We start from the raw sequence: 13,910 nt of genomic DNA, 5'->3' as shown, positions 1-13,910 counted from the left end.
ATGACCCGAGCAGACCTGTCCTCGCTCCCCGGCCAGCACCAGGACTGGCCCGGCACCGTCGCCGACCTCGACCCGCAGCCCGACCACGGCGAGCAGTCCTGGACGGGTCGGGACCGCCTCCCGGGGCGACGTGCGCTCATCACCGGCGGAGACTCCGGGATCGGGCGTGCCGTCGCCCTCACCTTCGCCAAGGAGGGCGCCGCCGTCGCCGTGGCGCACCTGCCGCAGGAGCAGGCGGACGCCGAGCGCACCCGGCAGCTGGTCGAGGAGACCGGGGGCACCTGCCACCTGTTCGCCGTCGACCTGCGGGACCGGGAGGCCAACGAGCAGGTCGCCCGGGACGCCGTCGAGGCCCTCGGTGGGCTGGACGTGCTGGTCGCGAACGCGGCCTACCAGATGACCCACGACCTGCTCGAGGAGTTCCCTCCCGAGCAGGTCGAGCGGACCTTCGCGACCAACGTCTTCTCGCCGTTCTGGCTGGTGCGGGCGCTGGCCGACGAGCTGAGCCCGGGTGGGTCGGTCATCGTCACGACCTCGATCCAGGCTTACTCGCCCTCGGACCACCTGCTCGACTACGCCGCCACCAAGGCTGCGCTCAACAACCTCGTAGTCAACCTGGCCGCCGAGCTGGGGCAGCGCGGCGTACGGGTGAACGCCGTGGCACCAGGCCCGATCTGGACCCCGCTCATCCCCTCGACGATGGCCGCGGACAAGGTCGAGGGCTTCGGGTCGGACACCCCGCTCGGTCGGGCCGGCCATCCGGTCGAGGTCGCGGCGGCCTACGTCTTCCTGGCCTCCGACGAGGCGAGCTATGTCTCCGGCACCGTGCTCGGGGTGACGGGCGGCAAGCCGGTCTTCTGAGCCCGGCGGCCGCGGTCGCCGGCGCGACGGGCCTCGATCCCGACCGCCCCTGGATGAGAAGGTGGGGCGACCGGGACACGAAGGAGGCGCAGCGATGGTGGCGGACGGGCTCGACCCAGGAGAGCGCGAGCAGCTGACCTACACCCTCGACTCGCGCCTCGGACCGCACCTGGAGGCAGCCACCGCCGCGGTGCGCGAGGCCGAGCGTGGTCTGACCGACGCCCGGGAGCGGCTGGCCGCCGCCGAGCAGGCGGTGCAGGAGGCGGCCTACATCTCGGACCCGTTGCCCTTCATGCGGCAGGGGGTGCAGGAGGAGGTCGACGGCCTCGCGCGCAAGACCACGGAGAAGAAGGTGCGCGCGTCCTACCGCTTCCTCGTCGACCGGACCGTCGACCTGGCGGCGGCGGAGGTCCAGCGCTACCACGACGACCGGTCCGCCGACCGCCAGGAGCAGGAGCAGGGCGTGGAGGCCTGTCGGGAGGCGGAACGGCGCGCCGTCCTGGCGCTCGAGGCGGCTCGCCAGATGCACGAGCGGGTCCGGCAGGCCGAGCAGTCGGCTCGGCAGGGGCTCGACATCATGGTCGCCCGGCTGGACGAACGGCCGCAGGACGGCTGACCACGCCCCGTCGTCCAGCATGGCCGCCAGGGGTCGACGAGGTCAGCGGCGTGGGTCGATCAGCGTCATCCCGGCGACGACGGCTGAGCCCGACGCCTCCGGCGTCGCACGGGCTGCGGACCGGACGATGGCGCGCATGCTGCCAGTCTGGCAGCGCTCAGCCGGTGAGCCGGTCGAGGCGTGCGGTGAGCAGATCCTGCCGGTGCGCGTTGCCGTGCAGCCCGACGTAGCGCCCGCCGTAGACCTGCAGCAGCGAGTCGTCCAGCCGGCGGACCGCGCCGGGCGGGTAGCGGTAGCCCATCCGTGCCTCGATCTGCTCGACGTCGACGTCGCGGATGACCTCGCGCAGCTCGGACAGTGAGGTGATCCCCAGCTCCAGCAGCAGCCCGCTGATCCAGGCGTAGTGGTCGGTGCGCGACCACCCGGCGTCGGCGAACTGCCCAGCGAGGAAGGCCGCGAGATCGGTCGGGCTGATCCGCGGGTCGTCGTCGGCGGCGTCGGCCGGTGACGTCAGCTCCTCCCGGTGCCGGTCGCGGATCGCGGTGAACTGCTGGTCGGCCAGCTCCAGCAGCCCGGCGGCCAGGGTGAAACGGCGGTCGAAGTCGTGCGCGTGCTCCTCCGGCACCGACCCCTTGTAGCGGATGTCGTGCTCGAACTCGGCCCAGGCGTGCTGCAGCACGGTGCGGATCTGGACCGACGCCGGCTGCTGCGGGGGTATGCCTGCCTCCCGCGCCCGCTCCTCGTCCAGCGCGACGAGCAGGTGCCGGCTGGAGTAGCCGAAGCGCCCCTCGGCCGCGGTCTCCTGGCCCATGTCACGGTCGTCGCGGACGTCCAGCTGCGCCGCGAGGAGCTGCGCGACGGCCTCGACGTCGGCCTGGACGTAGGTCACCACCCGCACCCCGATCTGGTCGGTGATGTCGGTCAGCGGCTTGGGGTGGGCCAGCCGACCGCCGCGGCTGCGCCGGGCCGCCTTGCCGGCGAAGGACTCCACGCTCTTGGTGCGCCCGGTCACCGCGAGGTAGTTAATGCCGGCGTCGTCCAGGAGCCGGGTGACGACGCCGACGTAGGCGTCGGTGGCGGCCCTGAGGGCGTCGTGGCCCGCGGCATACCGCGCCACCGCCCGCCGGATCCGCGTCGACTGGTTGCTCGCCATGCCCCCAGCCTGCCGCATCGTCGGCGGGCGGGCTGGCACACGATGAGTCGAACCGTCTCAGGCACGGGCCACGAGCCATGCGCGAGGGGCACGCATCTGCTCATGCCGGGGAGCTCGGACCCCAGGACGATTCAGCGTCTGGGGTCGATGATCGTCATACCGGCCAGGCTGGCCCGGTCGAAGCCGGGGAGCAGCTGCGCAGCCTCGGCCAGCCCGATGGTGCGCTCGATCAGCCGCTGCGGGGCCAGCGCTCCGCTCTCGATGAGACCGAGCATGCCTGGGTAGTCGACCGCAGGCATGCCGTGGCTGCCAAGCAGGTCCAGCTCCCACCCGATGAGTCGCTCCAGCGGCACCTGCGGATGGCCCTGCGCGGCAGGGAGGAGCCCGACCTGCACGTGACGCCCGCGGCGGCGCAGGCTCAGCAACGCGTCGCCGCAGGTCTGCGCGCTGCCCACAGCGTCCACCGACACCTGGCTACCGCCCCCGGTCAGGGCGTGCACCTGCTCCGGCACGTCGGTGCCGTCCGCGAGCACGGTGTGCTCGGCACCGAGGTCTCGGGCGACGTCGAGCGCCCCGTGGTGGCGGTCCACGGCGACGACCCGCGCCCCCACGGCGCGGGCGATCATCACCACGCTCAGGCCGACCCCTCCCGCGCCGACCACCGTCACCCACTCGCCCTCGCTCACCTTCGCGCGGTCGACCACGGCCCGGTATGCCGTCGCGAAGCGGCACCCCAGGCTCGCCGCCGTCCGCAGGTCGATGGTCTCCGGGACCGCCACCAGGTTGGTGTCGGCCGCATGCAGTGCGACCTGCTCGGCGAACGACCCATGATGGGTGAAGCCGGGCTGCTGCTGGTGAGGACACACCTGCGCCTCACCGCGACGGCACCACTCGCACCCGCCGCAGCCGCACACGAAAGGGACGGTGACGCGATCACCGGCGCGCCAGCGACGGACGTCCGGGCCGACCTCCACGACCACCCCGGCCAGCTCGTGCCCAGGGACGTGCGGATAGGCCAGGTCGTCGTGCCCCGCCCAGGCGTGCCAGTCGCTGCGGCACAACCCGGTCGCCCGCACCTCGACGACGACGCCGCCCGGCGACGGGCGCGGGTCTGGGATCTCCCGGACCTCGGGCCTGCTCTGCACGGCGTCGACGACCACGGCTCTCACGGCCCGAGCGTGTCACACCTCGGGTGACAGCGCCCGCATCGGCCGCCCGCGGCGGCGCTCGCGAGCCATCGCCAGCAGCCCGAGCACCGGGCCGGGGAGCAGCAGCCAGGCGACCGCCGGGCCGAGGGCGGCATAGGCGGCGGAGACGAGCACGATGGAGACCGCGCTGATCGCGAAGCCCGCGCTGTTCTGTATCGCGAGGGCGCTGCCCACGAGGTGCGGCGGGCAGGCGCGGGCGCTGAGCGCGGAGAACTGTGGCGAGTCGGTGATGACCGCGACGCCCCACAGCAGGAGGGCGACCAGGACGAGCCAGGTGTGGCCGCCCGCGAGCACGGGGTATGCCGCGCACACCGCGCCCGAGGCCGCGAGCGCCCCCGTGGCGACCCGCCCGCTGCCCCAGGCGGCCGACAGCCGCCCGCCGACGACGCAGCCGACCGCGCCCACGCCGATGACGGCGAAGGACCATACCGACACCCCCGACGAGGCCGGTGACAGCGCGTCCGCGACCAGCAGCGGAACCACGGTCCAGAGGGCATACAGCTCCCACATGTGGCCGAAGTAGCCCAGCGCCGCGAAGCGGTAGTCGGGCACGGTGAACGCGCTCAGCACCGCGCCCCAGCGCAGCCCGTCCGGGGAGGCGGTGGGCAGGTGCGGGCCGTCGCCGAGCCGGAGCACGACCGCCGCCGCGACCAGGGCGAGCCCCGAGGAGGTGAGCATGACCTGGGACCAGTCAAGACCGACGCCGACGGCGCGGATACCGTGCGGGAGGGCGGTGCCGAGGGTGAGCATCCCGACGAGCCACCCGAGCGTGGCGCCGGCGCGCTCCGGCGCCCAGGAGACGACCATCTTCATCCCGAGCGGGTAGACCCCGGCCAGCGCGGCCCCGGTGAAGAAACGCCAGAGCATCCCCTCGGCGAGGCCGGAGGCGAGCAGCGCGAAGCCGGCGTTCGCCGCGGCAGGCACGACCGCCGAGACCGCGAAGACCCGGCTGGCCCGGAAGCGGTCGGCCAGGCTGGTCATGGCCATGGCGATCGTGCCGACCGCGAACCCCAGCTGCACGGCCAGCGTCAGCCGCCCGACCCCGCCGGCGTCCAGGCCCCACTCCACGCGCAGCCCGTCGGCGGCGCTGTTGGCGCTGAACCACACCGAGCTCCCGAGGAGCATCGCCACCACGATCGTGGCGACGGCCCGCCGGGGGGAGGTCGTCATGCGTTGACCATAGAGCTCCCGAGAGCTCGCTGGCGCCGGGGTGGTCCCGAGGCGAGGATGGGCCCATGCGACGCCTCGTGTCTGCCGGGATCGGGTCGCTGGACGGCTACGTCGCCGACGCGCAGGTCGACCTCGACTGAGGCGCGCCGGACGCGGAGCTCCACGCCTACCTCAACGAACGGGACGAGCAGGTCACCGCCGAGCTCTACCGCCGCCGCCTCTACGAGGTGATGAAGGTCTGGGAGACCTACGACACCGGACCGGAGGCGAGCCCGGAGGAGCGGCAGTACGGCGAGCAGTGGCGCAGCCGCCCCGAGGTCGTCATCGGGTCTGGCACCCCATGGCTGCCCGCGGACCTGCGGCTCGACCTGCGCCTGGTCGACGTGCACCGCTTCGGCAGGGGCGTCGTGCACCTGGCCTCAGAGCTGTGAGGGCCGCACCCCGGGGTTTTCCGGTGGACGTCAGAGCGCTGGCGCGACGTCGGTATGCGTGAAGTCATCACCCTTGAAGAGCAATGGCTCGCCGCTTTCGCGGGCGAGGGCATACGCGAAGCAGTCACCGAAGTTGAGTCGGGCCGGGTGCCCGCTTCCCCGGCCGAAGTCGGCGAAGGCCCGCTGCGCAATGGCGCCGTGGGCCACGGTGAAGGGCTCGACACTCATGCGCAGCGCTTCCAGGAGATCCTCGACCCGCCGCTCCACGACCGGGTCCTCGAGACGTCGGATGACGATGGCCAGCTCCAACCGCGTCCCGGCGGACATGCGCACCACCGGCGCCCCGGCGAGCGCTGCGAGCATCGCGGGCCGCTCGGGCTCGTCCCGCAGGATCGCCACGATCGCGGACGTGTCGACGATCACGTCGGCAGACCGGCGTCGTCGTAGAGGTCGTCGTGGTCGAGGACCGTCAGGTCGTGCCGACCCAGGTGGACGTCCAGGTCGGCCAGTATTGCGTCGACGCGGGTCCTACCGCTCGCGGCGTCATCCGTCGGCAGCCCGTCGAGGAGCTGTCGGAGGGCGAGCTCGATGACACTGGTCTGGGAACGTCCGGTGCGGGCCGCCGCCTGCCGCGCGAGATCGTGGACGCGCGGATTCTTGATGTTCAGGCTCATGTCTACCATTCTACCTCCGTCGTCCACCCTTGGCCGAGAAGGTAGACAACGGTGATGGGGTCGTCGCCGATGTCAGGTGCGTCCCTTCCTCAGCCGCCACCCCGAGACCGACGCCTGAGCCGGACTCCCGTGGAGGATCTGCTGCGGCGGCTCGGGCCGCGGGTCCTGGGTGTCCTCGTCCGGCGTGGGGCGGACTTCGCGTTGGCCGAGGACGCCGTGCAGGAGGCCCTCATCGAGGCGGTCGACCGCTGGCCGGAGGGTATGCCGTCCGACCCGCAGGCGTGGCGGGTCACCGTCGCCTGGCGCCGGTGACTGGACCACGTCCGTTCCGAGACGGCACGGCACCGGCGTGAGCGCGCGGATCTCCCGGAGCCGCCGCAGCCCGGCTGGGCCAGGGGTCAGTGCTGCGGCGGGCCCGTCAGGTGGCCCGTCGGACGGCGCCACCGCTGACGTCCGGGGTAGGGTCCACCACGGTCGGCCGGCACCCGCCGGACCACCCGGGACGAGCAGCACGGACCAGCAGCACAGGAGGAAGCATGCGCGGAGCAGTCATCCACGGACCGGGGGACATCCGGGTGGAGGACCGGGAGGACCCCACCGTGACCGAGCCCACCGACGCCGTCGTCCGCACGGTCGCCGCCTGCGTCTGCGGGTCCGACCTGTGGCCCTACCGCGGGATCTCGCAGGTGGCCGAGCCCCGGCCCATCGGCCACGAGTTCGTCGGTGTCGTCGAGGAGACCGGGTCGCAGGTGTCGACCGTGCAGGCGGGGGACTTCGTGGTCGGTGGCTTCCTGCACAGCGACAACACCTGCCCGGTCTGCCGGGTCGGCCAGCACGCCAACTGTCAGAACGGCGGTGGGTATGCCGGGTGCCAGGCCGAGCGCATCCGCATCCCGAACGCCGACGGGACGCTCCTGGCCACCCCCGGCCGGCCCGACGACGACCTGGTCCCGAGCCTGCTGGCCCTCTCCGACGTCATGGGGACCGGCTGGCACGCCGCGGTCTGCGCTGGGGTGCGCGAGGGCGGGAGCGTGGTCGTCGTGGGTGACGGCGCGGTGGGCCTGTGCGGCGTGCTCGCGGCGCGCGTCATGGGCGCCGAGCGGATCATCGCCATGAGCAGGTACGAGGACCGGCAGCGGCTGGCCAGGGAGTTCGGGGCCACCGACGTCGTCGCCGAGCGCGGCGACGAGGGGGTGGCCGCCGTCCGCGAGCTGACCGACGCGATCGGCGCTGACGCCGTGCTCGAGTGCGTCGGCACCCAGGACTCTGTCGTCCAGGCGCTGCAGTCCGCGCGGCCGGGCGGGATGGTCGGCTGGGTCGGCGTCCCGCACGTGACCGACATCCCGCAGGAGCACATGTTCTACCGCAACGTGGGGCTGCGCGGCGGCATCGCACCGGTGCGCGCCTACCTCCCCGACCTGCTGCGTCTGGTGCTGGACCGGGAGATCGACCCGGGCCGGGTCTTCGACCTGGAGCTGCCCCTGGAGCAGGCCGCCGAGGGGTATGCCGCGATGGACGAGCGGAGGGCGATCAAGGCGTTGCTGCGGCCCTGACCGCCCGCAGGACCACGTCGTCGACGTGGTGGGTCGACACGGCGCCGGACGGGCGGGGACGGGTCTCGTGCACCTGCACGGTCCACCCGTCCTGCGTCGCGAGCGCTGCGGCGACCTCCTCGACACCGACATACGCCTCGGGGTCGAACATGCGGGTCTGCTCGGCGGGGTCCACGGGCTCGCGCATCGGGGACAGGTCGTGGCCGACCACGAGGAGCGTCCCGCCCGGGGCGACGGCACCCAGCAGGGTGCGCAGGCCTCGTTGCTCCGGGGTCCGCAGGAACGAGCCGTACTGGAGCGAGACGAGGTCGTAGGTCTCGCTACCGACGGCGTCGGGGGCGTTGACGTCCCGGTGCAGCAGGCGCACCGCGAGCCCACGGCGCTCCGCCTCCGCCCCGACGTGCTCCAGCGCCGCACCGGAGATGTCGGCAGCCGTGACGTCCCACCCCTGCTCGGCCAGCCACCACGAGTCGCCACCCTCACCGGCACCGACGTCGAGAGCCCGGCCGGGCGGCATACCCTCGACCTCGGCGACGAGGGTGCCGTTGGGGTTGCCGCTCCACATCCGCTCCCCGGTGCCGTAGCGCGCGTCCCAGTCACCCTCCTCGCCCGCGGTGCGCTGCCCCGAGCGCAGGTCCTCGTCGGCGAGGCTGAAGGCGATCATGGCGCCGACCCGGCTCCCGTGGGCGGCCGACGGCAGCACCTGCAAGGACGGGTCGGTGAGATTGCCCGCGCCGTACACCCCGGGCACCGTGGTCTCCCCGGTCATCGGGTCCACCTGCAGCACCTCACCCAGACCGCTCGGGTGCGCGCTCGCCTCGATCCCGAGCGGCGCCAGCGCCTCGACGCGGGCGTGGAAGCGGGTGCCGACGAGGACCGCGTCGGCCTCCAGCAGCGCCCCGTCGACCAGCTCCACGCCGGTCACGGCGCCGTCCGACCCGGTGACCACGCGCCGCACGCCGGTGCGCACGACGGGCACACCGGCGACCTCGAGCGCGGTGAGAGCAGCCTCGTCGACGCCCGCCACGTCGTGCAGGACGACCGTGAGCCGGTCGGTCAGGTGGCGGAGCAGCGCGGTCGGGTGCAGGCCCATCGGGTGTGTGACGATCTGGACGAGGCGCTGGTCGCGGACCTCGTAGCCGTGGCAGAACGGGCAGTGGATGACGTCCTGACCCCAGCGGGGCGCGAGCCCCTCGATGTCGGGGAGGTCGTCTCTGATGCCGGTGGCGGCGAGCACCCGCCGGGCCAGGAGGGTATGCCCGCCGCTCAGCTCGACGCGGAAGCGACCGTCTTCCCCTGGTCGGACGGCGAGCACGCGACCGGTGAGGATCTCGCCGCCGTAGCCGCGGACCTCCTCGCGACCGACCGCCAGCAGCTCGGAGGGCGCCGCGGCCTCCCGACCGAGGTAGCCGTGCATGTGGGCGGCCGGGGCGTTGCGCGGGGTCCCGTCGTCGACGGCGACCACGGTGCGCCGCTGCCGGGCGAGCTGCAGCGCGGCGGCGAGGCCGGCCGCCGAGCCGCCGATGACAGCGACGTCGCAACGGCGCTCCATCGTGGGCCCGGAGTGGTCGTGGCCCTGCGCACGGGACTCGTGCTGGTGAGGATGCTGGGGCGTCGTCATGGCTCTACCCTACCGACCGCATGCGGTATACGGGACAGAGTTTGCAGGATTCGCAATACGCCAGCAGACTGTCCGGATGAGCACCACCGATGTCGAGACGTTGGCGCGCACCCGGCTGCGCAGCCTGCGCAGCACCCTGGGCTACTCGCTGGAGGAGCTCGCCGAGCGGACCCACCTCAGCCCCTCGACCATCAGCCGCATCGAGACCGGCAAGCGCACGCTCGGGTTGGACGTCCTCGTGCCGCTGGCCCAGGCCCTCGGGGTGAGCCTCGACGCCCTCTTCGAGCGACCGGGCGACGAGGACGTGGTCATCCGGCCGGCACCGCACAGCTCGGGCGGGCACACCACGTGGCCGCTCAGCCGGCCCGACGGTCGCACCGTGGCCATCAAGATGCGCCTCGAGCCCTCGCCACGCGCTCCCGAGCAGAGGGTCCACCCCGGGCACGACTGGTTCGCGGTCATCGAGGGACGGGTCCACCTGCTGCTCGGGGAGCGCGAGATCGAGGTCGGCACGGGGGAGGCCGCCGAGTTCTCCACCATGACCCCGCACGCCATCCGGGCCGTGGGCGGGCCCGCCGAGCTCATCATGATCTTCGACCGCGAGGGGCAGCGGGCGCACGTGCACCAGTGACGCGGCAGACCGCACCCGGGGCACGGACTGCGGACCGTCAGGTCGTCGGCGCGGACACCTCGATCGACATCACGCAGTTCTTCAGGCCCTTGGGGCGCACGTAGGTGAAGCCCAGTCGCTCGTAGAGCCGGCGGGTGCCGTTGTAGAGGAACGAGGAGGACATCTTCTTCGTCTGGTGCGTCAGGTCGTGCGGGTAGGCCTCGACCACGCCCCCGCCGGCCTGCGCGATGAGGTCGAGCGCACCGCGGATCGCCACCTCCGTCAGGCCTCGCCGCCGGTACCGCCGGTCGACGAAGACGCAGGTGATCCGGTAGTCCGGGTCGCGGTCCTTCTCCTTGTCGTACTGCTTGCGGTGGTGAATGTTGGGCAGCTCCTCCGGCGTCCCGAACTCCGCCCAGGCCACCGCCTCGTCTCCGTCCATCACGAGAGCGGCGTGCGCGAGGCCCGACTCCACATACTCCCGCTTCATCGCCCTGCTGCCCTCGGCGCCCGGCAGCCGGTCTTCGCAGGAGGGTTGGAAGTAGGTGCACCAGCACCCCCCGAAGATGCCGTTGTGCCGCAGCACGAGGTCGTCGAAGGCCGGCCACGTCTCGGGCGTCAGCGCGCGGACCTGGAGCTGGGCGACGTCGCCCGTGTCGGTGCTCATGCCCACAACCTAGGGGGTATGCCGGACACCTCGCGTCCTACGCGGTGCGTCCCGGCTGGTACAAGGCTCGGAGGATGAGAAGCCCATCGAGCGGCGCGGTGTCACCCGGGTGCTCGACCTCGGTGAGCACGTGAGCAGGAGACCGCGGGGGGCGGACCGGGCGAGAGGATCAATCCGCTGGAGAGGGAGATGCTCCGGCGACAGTGCGTGGAGCTGCGTCTACGGCATGTCCGTGACGTACCAGCGGTCCTCGACCTTGATCAGTTCGAGCGTCGGCAAGGCCTCGCCCGGTGTCTCGAAGTCATCGGACCGCACCCGTGCGCGACTCGGATCCTGCGTCAGGGTCACCGTCTCCACCGTGGCATCTCCGATCGCGTCTGCCTCAGAGTCCGTCATCTGGGCGAACGATCTGTTCAGCCACGCCTCGCAGTCAGCACGTTCACCATCAGGAATCGGGCCGCTCTCGTCGGCGAACATCGCGCAGGCATTCTGCGGATCCCGGTCGGCGAGAGCCGCGAGGAAGGCTTCCGCGGCATCGATCGGGTGCGCCCGACCCGACTCTGGGCTACAGCCCGCGAGCACGAGAATGCCGCTCAAGGCCAGAACACCGACCGGCACGACTCCCCGAGCCCTCATCGGCGCTCCCCCTCGAACAGGATCTCCAGCGTGAAACTGTTCTCAGCCTGAAATTCGAGCGGAGAGTCGTCGAGCACGAAGCTTCCTGTCGGTCGATAGCGGAACTCCCCCGCGGTGAAGTCAGAAGGGACGTCGAACACCAGGTAGTCCGTCATCGCCTCATCGCCGACCGGTGTGAGGCTCTCGTCACCGACCATGAGCTGGAAGGTCCGTCCCCGGTCGTACTGGAGCTCACTTCCCTGCTGCAGCCGACGTGGATCATCCGTGATCTGCACGGACAACCACGCCCGCCCCTCCTGGGCCCACCCTAGGTGCTCGTCGTACGGAACCAGCAGCACAGAATTCACGCTTCCCGCATAGGTGAGCTCGACGTCGCTGTACGTCCACCGGTAGCCCTGTTCGTCAGCCTCGGCCTCGGTGAGGATCGTGTAGACCTCTCGCGGCCACGTCGTGGACGTCTGCAGCTCCAAGTCGGACCGCTGCTCCGCGAGGAGTGACGCCGACGACGTCACCTCCCCGCTCTGCAGATCGAGGACCTGGTCCTCCCCGTCCGTAGAGACGATCAGCTCCTGCGGGCCCTCCTTCGCGACGGAGGTCACCATTACGTAGCGACCTGGGGTGATGTGGCTGCAGGGCAACCCAGCAGTACAACTGGCACCGAGGGGATCTTGGGTGTCCTCGTGAGGCTCGATCGGCAGGCGCTGTGCACCAGAGCTCACAGAGAGCCGCGCTGTCGCGTCCCGGGTCTCAGGTCCACCCCATCCCACCGGCTCGAAGCCCGGAACCACGGACGGCGAGATTTCCAGCTGCCAGGCAGTCACACGCTGTCCCTCGGCGGGGACGTAGAACGGTGAGGAGGACACCGCAGCGTCTTCGTCGGCAGCGCCGTCGTACGCCAGGGACGCCGGGACCTCGTCCAACTCGGCTGTGCCCGTGATCTCGAACGTCGCTGCGGGGGCATGGATGGAGACGCCCTCCAGGGGCTCCCAGGTCACGTCGGCATCGAGGGTGCCTCCGGGAACCAGCGGGCGACGTTGCTCTCGGGCAGGGTCGGTGCCTGGGGTTCGGGGAGAGCGGCGATCGGCGCTGGCTCGAGACCGTCCGGCCGGTGGAGATCCTCACCCGCTGGAGCGACAGTCCATTCGGTGGCCGCGAGGGACAGTCGTATGCCCTCCCGACTCTGCTTGCGTATGAGAGGAGCCGTATACCACGTCGGTTCGTCAGTGCCCAGAGTGCGGAGCGGACCGCAGGAGATGGCACTGGACAACTGCGCAGGACCAGAGAAGTAGCACCTCGACGTCGCCTCGTCACCTGTTGTCACAGGGTCCAGGCCCGCGAGGACCCCCTCGGCGAACGCGGTGTCGGCCTCCTCGATCAGCGCGGCGGCATTCTCGACATCGAGATCGATCGGATCATCAGCAGTTCCGGAGCAAGCAGCCAGCAAGGTGATCGCAGAAATGCCAGCCACCCAGCGGTATTTCATGTTCGTTCCCCCATCTCGTGTCGCCCAGCCTCGGTCATCCCCCGAGGACGCCTGACGATCTCGCGAACATATCAAGGACTCGCTCACCGAGAGCATACGGTTGCCCCCCGCTGGCGGGAGTCGCTCAGGCCGACCTCCAGACAGACCAGGATCGGAGAGCGTCGGGAGGCATGAGTTCCCGGCAGGCGCAGGATGGTTCAGGGCAGAAGGCGCGGAGCGGAACCATCGTCAAGACGCAGGATCGTGAAGTTCCGACGGTCGAGCGTCGCGATCTCGCGGGTCTGGTATGCCTGTGCGAGCACGATGTTGGCAGCATCGGTGACGTCGATGGGGACGTCCCTGTAGGCCTCAACGAGCCGGGTAGCCTCCGCCAGGCGTCGGCGATCGATGCCGGCGAGCTCCCACACACCACCACCGAGTTCAGCGAGCACAGCATGCTCGGCGTCTGACCCGTGGCGGGTCAGGACGAGGTAGTCGAGCTCGGCCACGACGAACGGTGACACGACGAGAGGGTCGGCGCTGGCGTCGATCGCTGCCACCACCGCGGCGAACGAGGCGGCATCGCCCTGCCGCGAGCCGGGTCAGCCCGCGAAAGGGTTGTGGATGGAGACGCCTCGGAGCGACGCCCCGTCAGTCAGGTCCTCGCTCAGGAGTGTCTCGCACGACGCCAGACTCGCCGCTTCGACGATGATGGCGTCCCAGATGGACATCTGGTGCTGCGCAGCGAGCTCAGCGGCGCGGACGACGAGCTCGGCGTCCGCGTCGACGACGTGAAGGGCGGCCAGCGAAGCCAGCGCCCCGGCGGCGGCATGAAGCGGCATGGCGGGAGCAAACTTGCGCGTCACGACGGCGTACCACTCGAGCAGCACCTGGGTGCTGATCACCGCGTCCGGTCGCTCTCGCATGAGCTGCCGCGCCCGCGCCTGCTTCACCGGCTCGTCGTCGTCGAAGGCATAGACCACGACGTTCGTGTCGAGGAAGTCAGCCACGGTGCAGCTCGTCGCGCGTCCAGGTGCGGCCCCCCGGGCCTGATCCCTGGCTCGTCGCCGCCGCAGCGGCAAGCACTCGGTCCATGTGCCCGGCCGCGTCGTCTCCGTCGGCATACCGAGCCAGGGCCTGCGCGAGGAAGGCGTTCACCGACTCGTCCCGCTGCAGCGCGCGCACTCGCGCGCGCTTCAGGGTCGCGGCGTCAACGGTGATCGTGAGGTTGGGCATGGCTAAGTGTAG

General features: G+C 71.5%; 19 protein-coding genes. 6 read left to right on the top strand and 13 right to left on the bottom strand.

The features are described 5' to 3' along the window. Both BJF86_RS11930 and BJF86_RS11925 read left to right on the top strand, forming a co-directional pair. Nucleotides 1-861: an SDR family oxidoreductase gene (locus BJF86_RS11930; RefSeq protein WP_075819201.1), complete on the top strand. Its 861-nt coding sequence runs from the start codon at nt 1-3 to the stop codon at nt 859-861. Between the two features lie 94 nt (nt 862-955). Beyond that, a complete protein-coding gene (locus tag BJF86_RS11925) occupies nt 956-1,477 on the top strand; it encodes a hypothetical protein (protein ID WP_075819199.1) in 522 nt (173 codons plus the stop codon). A gap of 157 nt (nt 1,478-1,634) precedes the next feature. Here BJF86_RS11925 and BJF86_RS11920 read toward each other — a convergent pair whose 3' ends face one another. From BJF86_RS11920 to BJF86_RS11910, 3 genes are all read right to left on the bottom strand, one after another. Next, entirely contained in the window at nt 1,635-2,630 is a 996-nt protein-coding gene (locus BJF86_RS11920; protein WP_075819197.1) for a GTP pyrophosphokinase family protein, read from the bottom strand. Nucleotides 2,631-2,761: 131 nt separating this feature from the next. Further along, on the bottom strand, nt 2,762-3,799 hold the full coding sequence (locus BJF86_RS11915) for an alcohol dehydrogenase catalytic domain-containing protein (RefSeq protein WP_075819195.1): 1,038 nt from the start codon (nt 3,797-3,799) through the stop codon (nt 2,762-2,764). Between the two features lie 12 nt (nt 3,800-3,811). Continuing rightward, the gene (locus BJF86_RS11910) at nt 3,812-5,008 is read right to left on the bottom strand and encodes an MFS transporter (protein ID WP_075819193.1); all 1,197 of its coding nucleotides are present in this window, start codon (nt 5,006-5,008) and stop codon (nt 3,812-3,814) included. Between the two features lie 227 nt (nt 5,009-5,235). Between BJF86_RS11910 and BJF86_RS18375 the strand changes: the two genes are divergently transcribed. Beyond that, nucleotides 5,236-5,439 carry a hypothetical protein gene (locus BJF86_RS18375; protein WP_202817348.1) on the top strand — a complete coding sequence of 68 codons (204 nt, stop codon included), beginning with the start codon at nt 5,236-5,238 and terminating at the stop codon, nt 5,437-5,439. Between the two features lie 30 nt (nt 5,440-5,469). On the opposite strand, the gene BJF86_RS11900 is transcribed toward BJF86_RS18375, so the two are convergent. Together BJF86_RS11900 and BJF86_RS11895 are read right to left on the bottom strand one after the other, a co-directional pair. Further along, on the bottom strand, nt 5,470-5,862 hold the full coding sequence (locus BJF86_RS11900; RefSeq protein ID WP_075819191.1) for a type II toxin-antitoxin system VapC family toxin: 393 nt from the start codon (nt 5,860-5,862) through the stop codon (nt 5,470-5,472). After that, complete coding sequence (locus tag BJF86_RS11895) at nt 5,859-6,113, bottom strand: type II toxin-antitoxin system VapB family antitoxin (RefSeq protein ID WP_075813598.1); 255 nt, start codon at nt 6,111-6,113, stop codon at nt 5,859-5,861. The genes BJF86_RS11900 and BJF86_RS11895 overlap by 4 nt, the downstream gene beginning before the upstream one ends. A 129-nt stretch (nt 6,114-6,242) precedes the next feature. Here BJF86_RS11895 and BJF86_RS11890 point away from each other — a divergent pair, with 129 nt between their 5' ends. Both BJF86_RS11890 and BJF86_RS11885 read left to right on the top strand, forming a co-directional pair. Then, nucleotides 6,243-6,425, top strand: a complete 183-nt coding sequence (locus BJF86_RS11890) for a sigma factor (protein ID WP_075819189.1) — start codon at nt 6,243-6,245, stop codon at nt 6,423-6,425. Between the two features lie 224 nt (nt 6,426-6,649). Beyond that, nucleotides 6,650-7,666 (top strand): zinc-dependent alcohol dehydrogenase family protein, encoded by a 1,017-nt coding sequence (locus BJF86_RS11885; RefSeq protein ID WP_075819187.1) that lies wholly within the window; start codon nt 6,650-6,652, stop codon nt 7,664-7,666. On the opposite strand, the gene BJF86_RS11880 is transcribed toward BJF86_RS11885, so the two are convergent. Beyond that, nucleotides 7,644-9,287 carry an FAD-dependent oxidoreductase gene (locus BJF86_RS11880; RefSeq protein ID WP_075819185.1) on the bottom strand — a complete coding sequence of 548 codons (1,644 nt, stop codon included), beginning with the start codon at nt 9,285-9,287 and terminating at the stop codon, nt 7,644-7,646. The genes BJF86_RS11885 and BJF86_RS11880 overlap by 23 nt on opposite strands. Before the next feature lie 76 nt (nt 9,288-9,363). Here BJF86_RS11880 and BJF86_RS11875 point away from each other — a divergent pair, with 76 nt between their 5' ends. Beyond that, a complete protein-coding gene (locus BJF86_RS11875; RefSeq protein WP_075813522.1) occupies nt 9,364-9,918 on the top strand; it encodes a helix-turn-helix domain-containing protein in 555 nt (184 codons plus the stop codon). A gap of 37 nt (nt 9,919-9,955) precedes the next feature. Here the strand turns inward: BJF86_RS11875 and BJF86_RS11870 are convergent, their stop codons facing one another. The 7 genes from BJF86_RS11870 to BJF86_RS17980 form a co-directional block, all read right to left on the bottom strand. Continuing rightward, the gene (locus tag BJF86_RS11870) at nt 9,956-10,564 is read right to left on the bottom strand and encodes a GNAT family N-acetyltransferase (RefSeq protein WP_075819183.1); all 609 of its coding nucleotides are present in this window, start codon (nt 10,562-10,564) and stop codon (nt 9,956-9,958) included. A 219-nt stretch (nt 10,565-10,783) separates the two neighbouring features. Further along, entirely contained in the window at nt 10,784-11,182 is a 399-nt protein-coding gene (locus tag BJF86_RS11865) for a hypothetical protein (RefSeq protein ID WP_075819181.1), read from the bottom strand. A 14-nt stretch (nt 11,183-11,196) separates the two neighbouring features. Beyond that, nucleotides 11,197-12,195: a hypothetical protein gene (locus tag BJF86_RS11860; RefSeq protein WP_075819179.1), complete on the bottom strand. Its 999-nt coding sequence runs from the start codon at nt 12,193-12,195 to the stop codon at nt 11,197-11,199. After that, nucleotides 12,192-12,683, bottom strand: a complete 492-nt coding sequence (locus BJF86_RS11855) for a hypothetical protein (RefSeq protein WP_075819177.1) — start codon at nt 12,681-12,683, stop codon at nt 12,192-12,194. The genes BJF86_RS11860 and BJF86_RS11855 overlap by 4 nt, the downstream gene beginning before the upstream one ends. Before the next feature lie 197 nt (nt 12,684-12,880). Next, on the bottom strand, nt 12,881-13,222 hold the full coding sequence (locus BJF86_RS11850; RefSeq protein ID WP_321166186.1) for a PIN domain-containing protein: 342 nt from the start codon (nt 13,220-13,222) through the stop codon (nt 12,881-12,883). A 42-nt stretch (nt 13,223-13,264) separates the two neighbouring features. Beyond that, the gene (locus BJF86_RS11845; RefSeq protein ID WP_075819173.1) at nt 13,265-13,672 is read right to left on the bottom strand and encodes a PIN domain-containing protein; all 408 of its coding nucleotides are present in this window, start codon (nt 13,670-13,672) and stop codon (nt 13,265-13,267) included. Further along, complete coding sequence (locus tag BJF86_RS17980) at nt 13,665-13,898, bottom strand: hypothetical protein (protein ID WP_075819171.1); 234 nt, start codon at nt 13,896-13,898, stop codon at nt 13,665-13,667. The genes BJF86_RS11845 and BJF86_RS17980 overlap by 8 nt, the downstream gene beginning before the upstream one ends. Between the last annotated feature and the right edge of the window lie 12 nt (nt 13,899-13,910).

This window comes from Serinicoccus sp. CNJ-927 (assembly GCF_001942435.1).
Classification (GTDB): domain Bacteria; phylum Actinomycetota; class Actinomycetes; order Actinomycetales; family Dermatophilaceae; genus Ornithinicoccus; species Ornithinicoccus marinus.
This window is presented reverse-complemented; position numbering and strand designations above follow the sequence as displayed.

What these genes read in the sequence shown, in the direction of transcription:
- BJF86_RS11880 (WP_075819185.1), bottom strand. Translation starts at nt 9,287, where the DNA reads ATGACGACGCCCCAGCATCCTCACCAGCACGAGTCCCGTGCGCAGGGC.
- BJF86_RS11870 (WP_075819183.1), bottom strand. Translation starts at nt 10,564, where the DNA reads ATGAGCACCGACACGGGCGACGTCGCCCAGCTCCAGGTCCGCGCGCTG.
- BJF86_RS11885 (WP_075819187.1), top strand. Translation starts at nt 6,650, where the DNA reads ATGCGCGGAGCAGTCATCCACGGACCGGGGGACATCCGGGTGGAGGAC.
- BJF86_RS11920 (WP_075819197.1), bottom strand. Translation starts at nt 2,630, where the DNA reads ATGGCGAGCAACCAGTCGACGCGGATCCGGCGGGCGGTGGCGCGGTAT.
- BJF86_RS11875 (WP_075813522.1), top strand. Translation starts at nt 9,364, where the DNA reads ATGAGCACCACCGATGTCGAGACGTTGGCGCGCACCCGGCTGCGCAGC.
- BJF86_RS11925 (WP_075819199.1), top strand. Translation starts at nt 956, where the DNA reads ATGGTGGCGGACGGGCTCGACCCAGGAGAGCGCGAGCAGCTGACCTAC.
- BJF86_RS11930 (WP_075819201.1), top strand. Translation starts at nt 1, where the DNA reads ATGACCCGAGCAGACCTGTCCTCGCTCCCCGGCCAGCACCAGGACTGG.
- BJF86_RS11910 (WP_075819193.1), bottom strand. Translation starts at nt 5,008, where the DNA reads ATGACGACCTCCCCCCGGCGGGCCGTCGCCACGATCGTGGTGGCGATG.
- BJF86_RS11895 (WP_075813598.1), bottom strand. Translation starts at nt 6,113, where the DNA reads ATGAGCCTGAACATCAAGAATCCGCGCGTCCACGATCTCGCGCGGCAG.
- BJF86_RS17980 (WP_075819171.1), bottom strand. Translation starts at nt 13,898, where the DNA reads ATGCCCAACCTCACGATCACCGTTGACGCCGCGACCCTGAAGCGCGCG.
- BJF86_RS11855 (WP_075819177.1), bottom strand. Translation starts at nt 12,683, where the DNA reads ATGAAATACCGCTGGGTGGCTGGCATTTCTGCGATCACCTTGCTGGCT.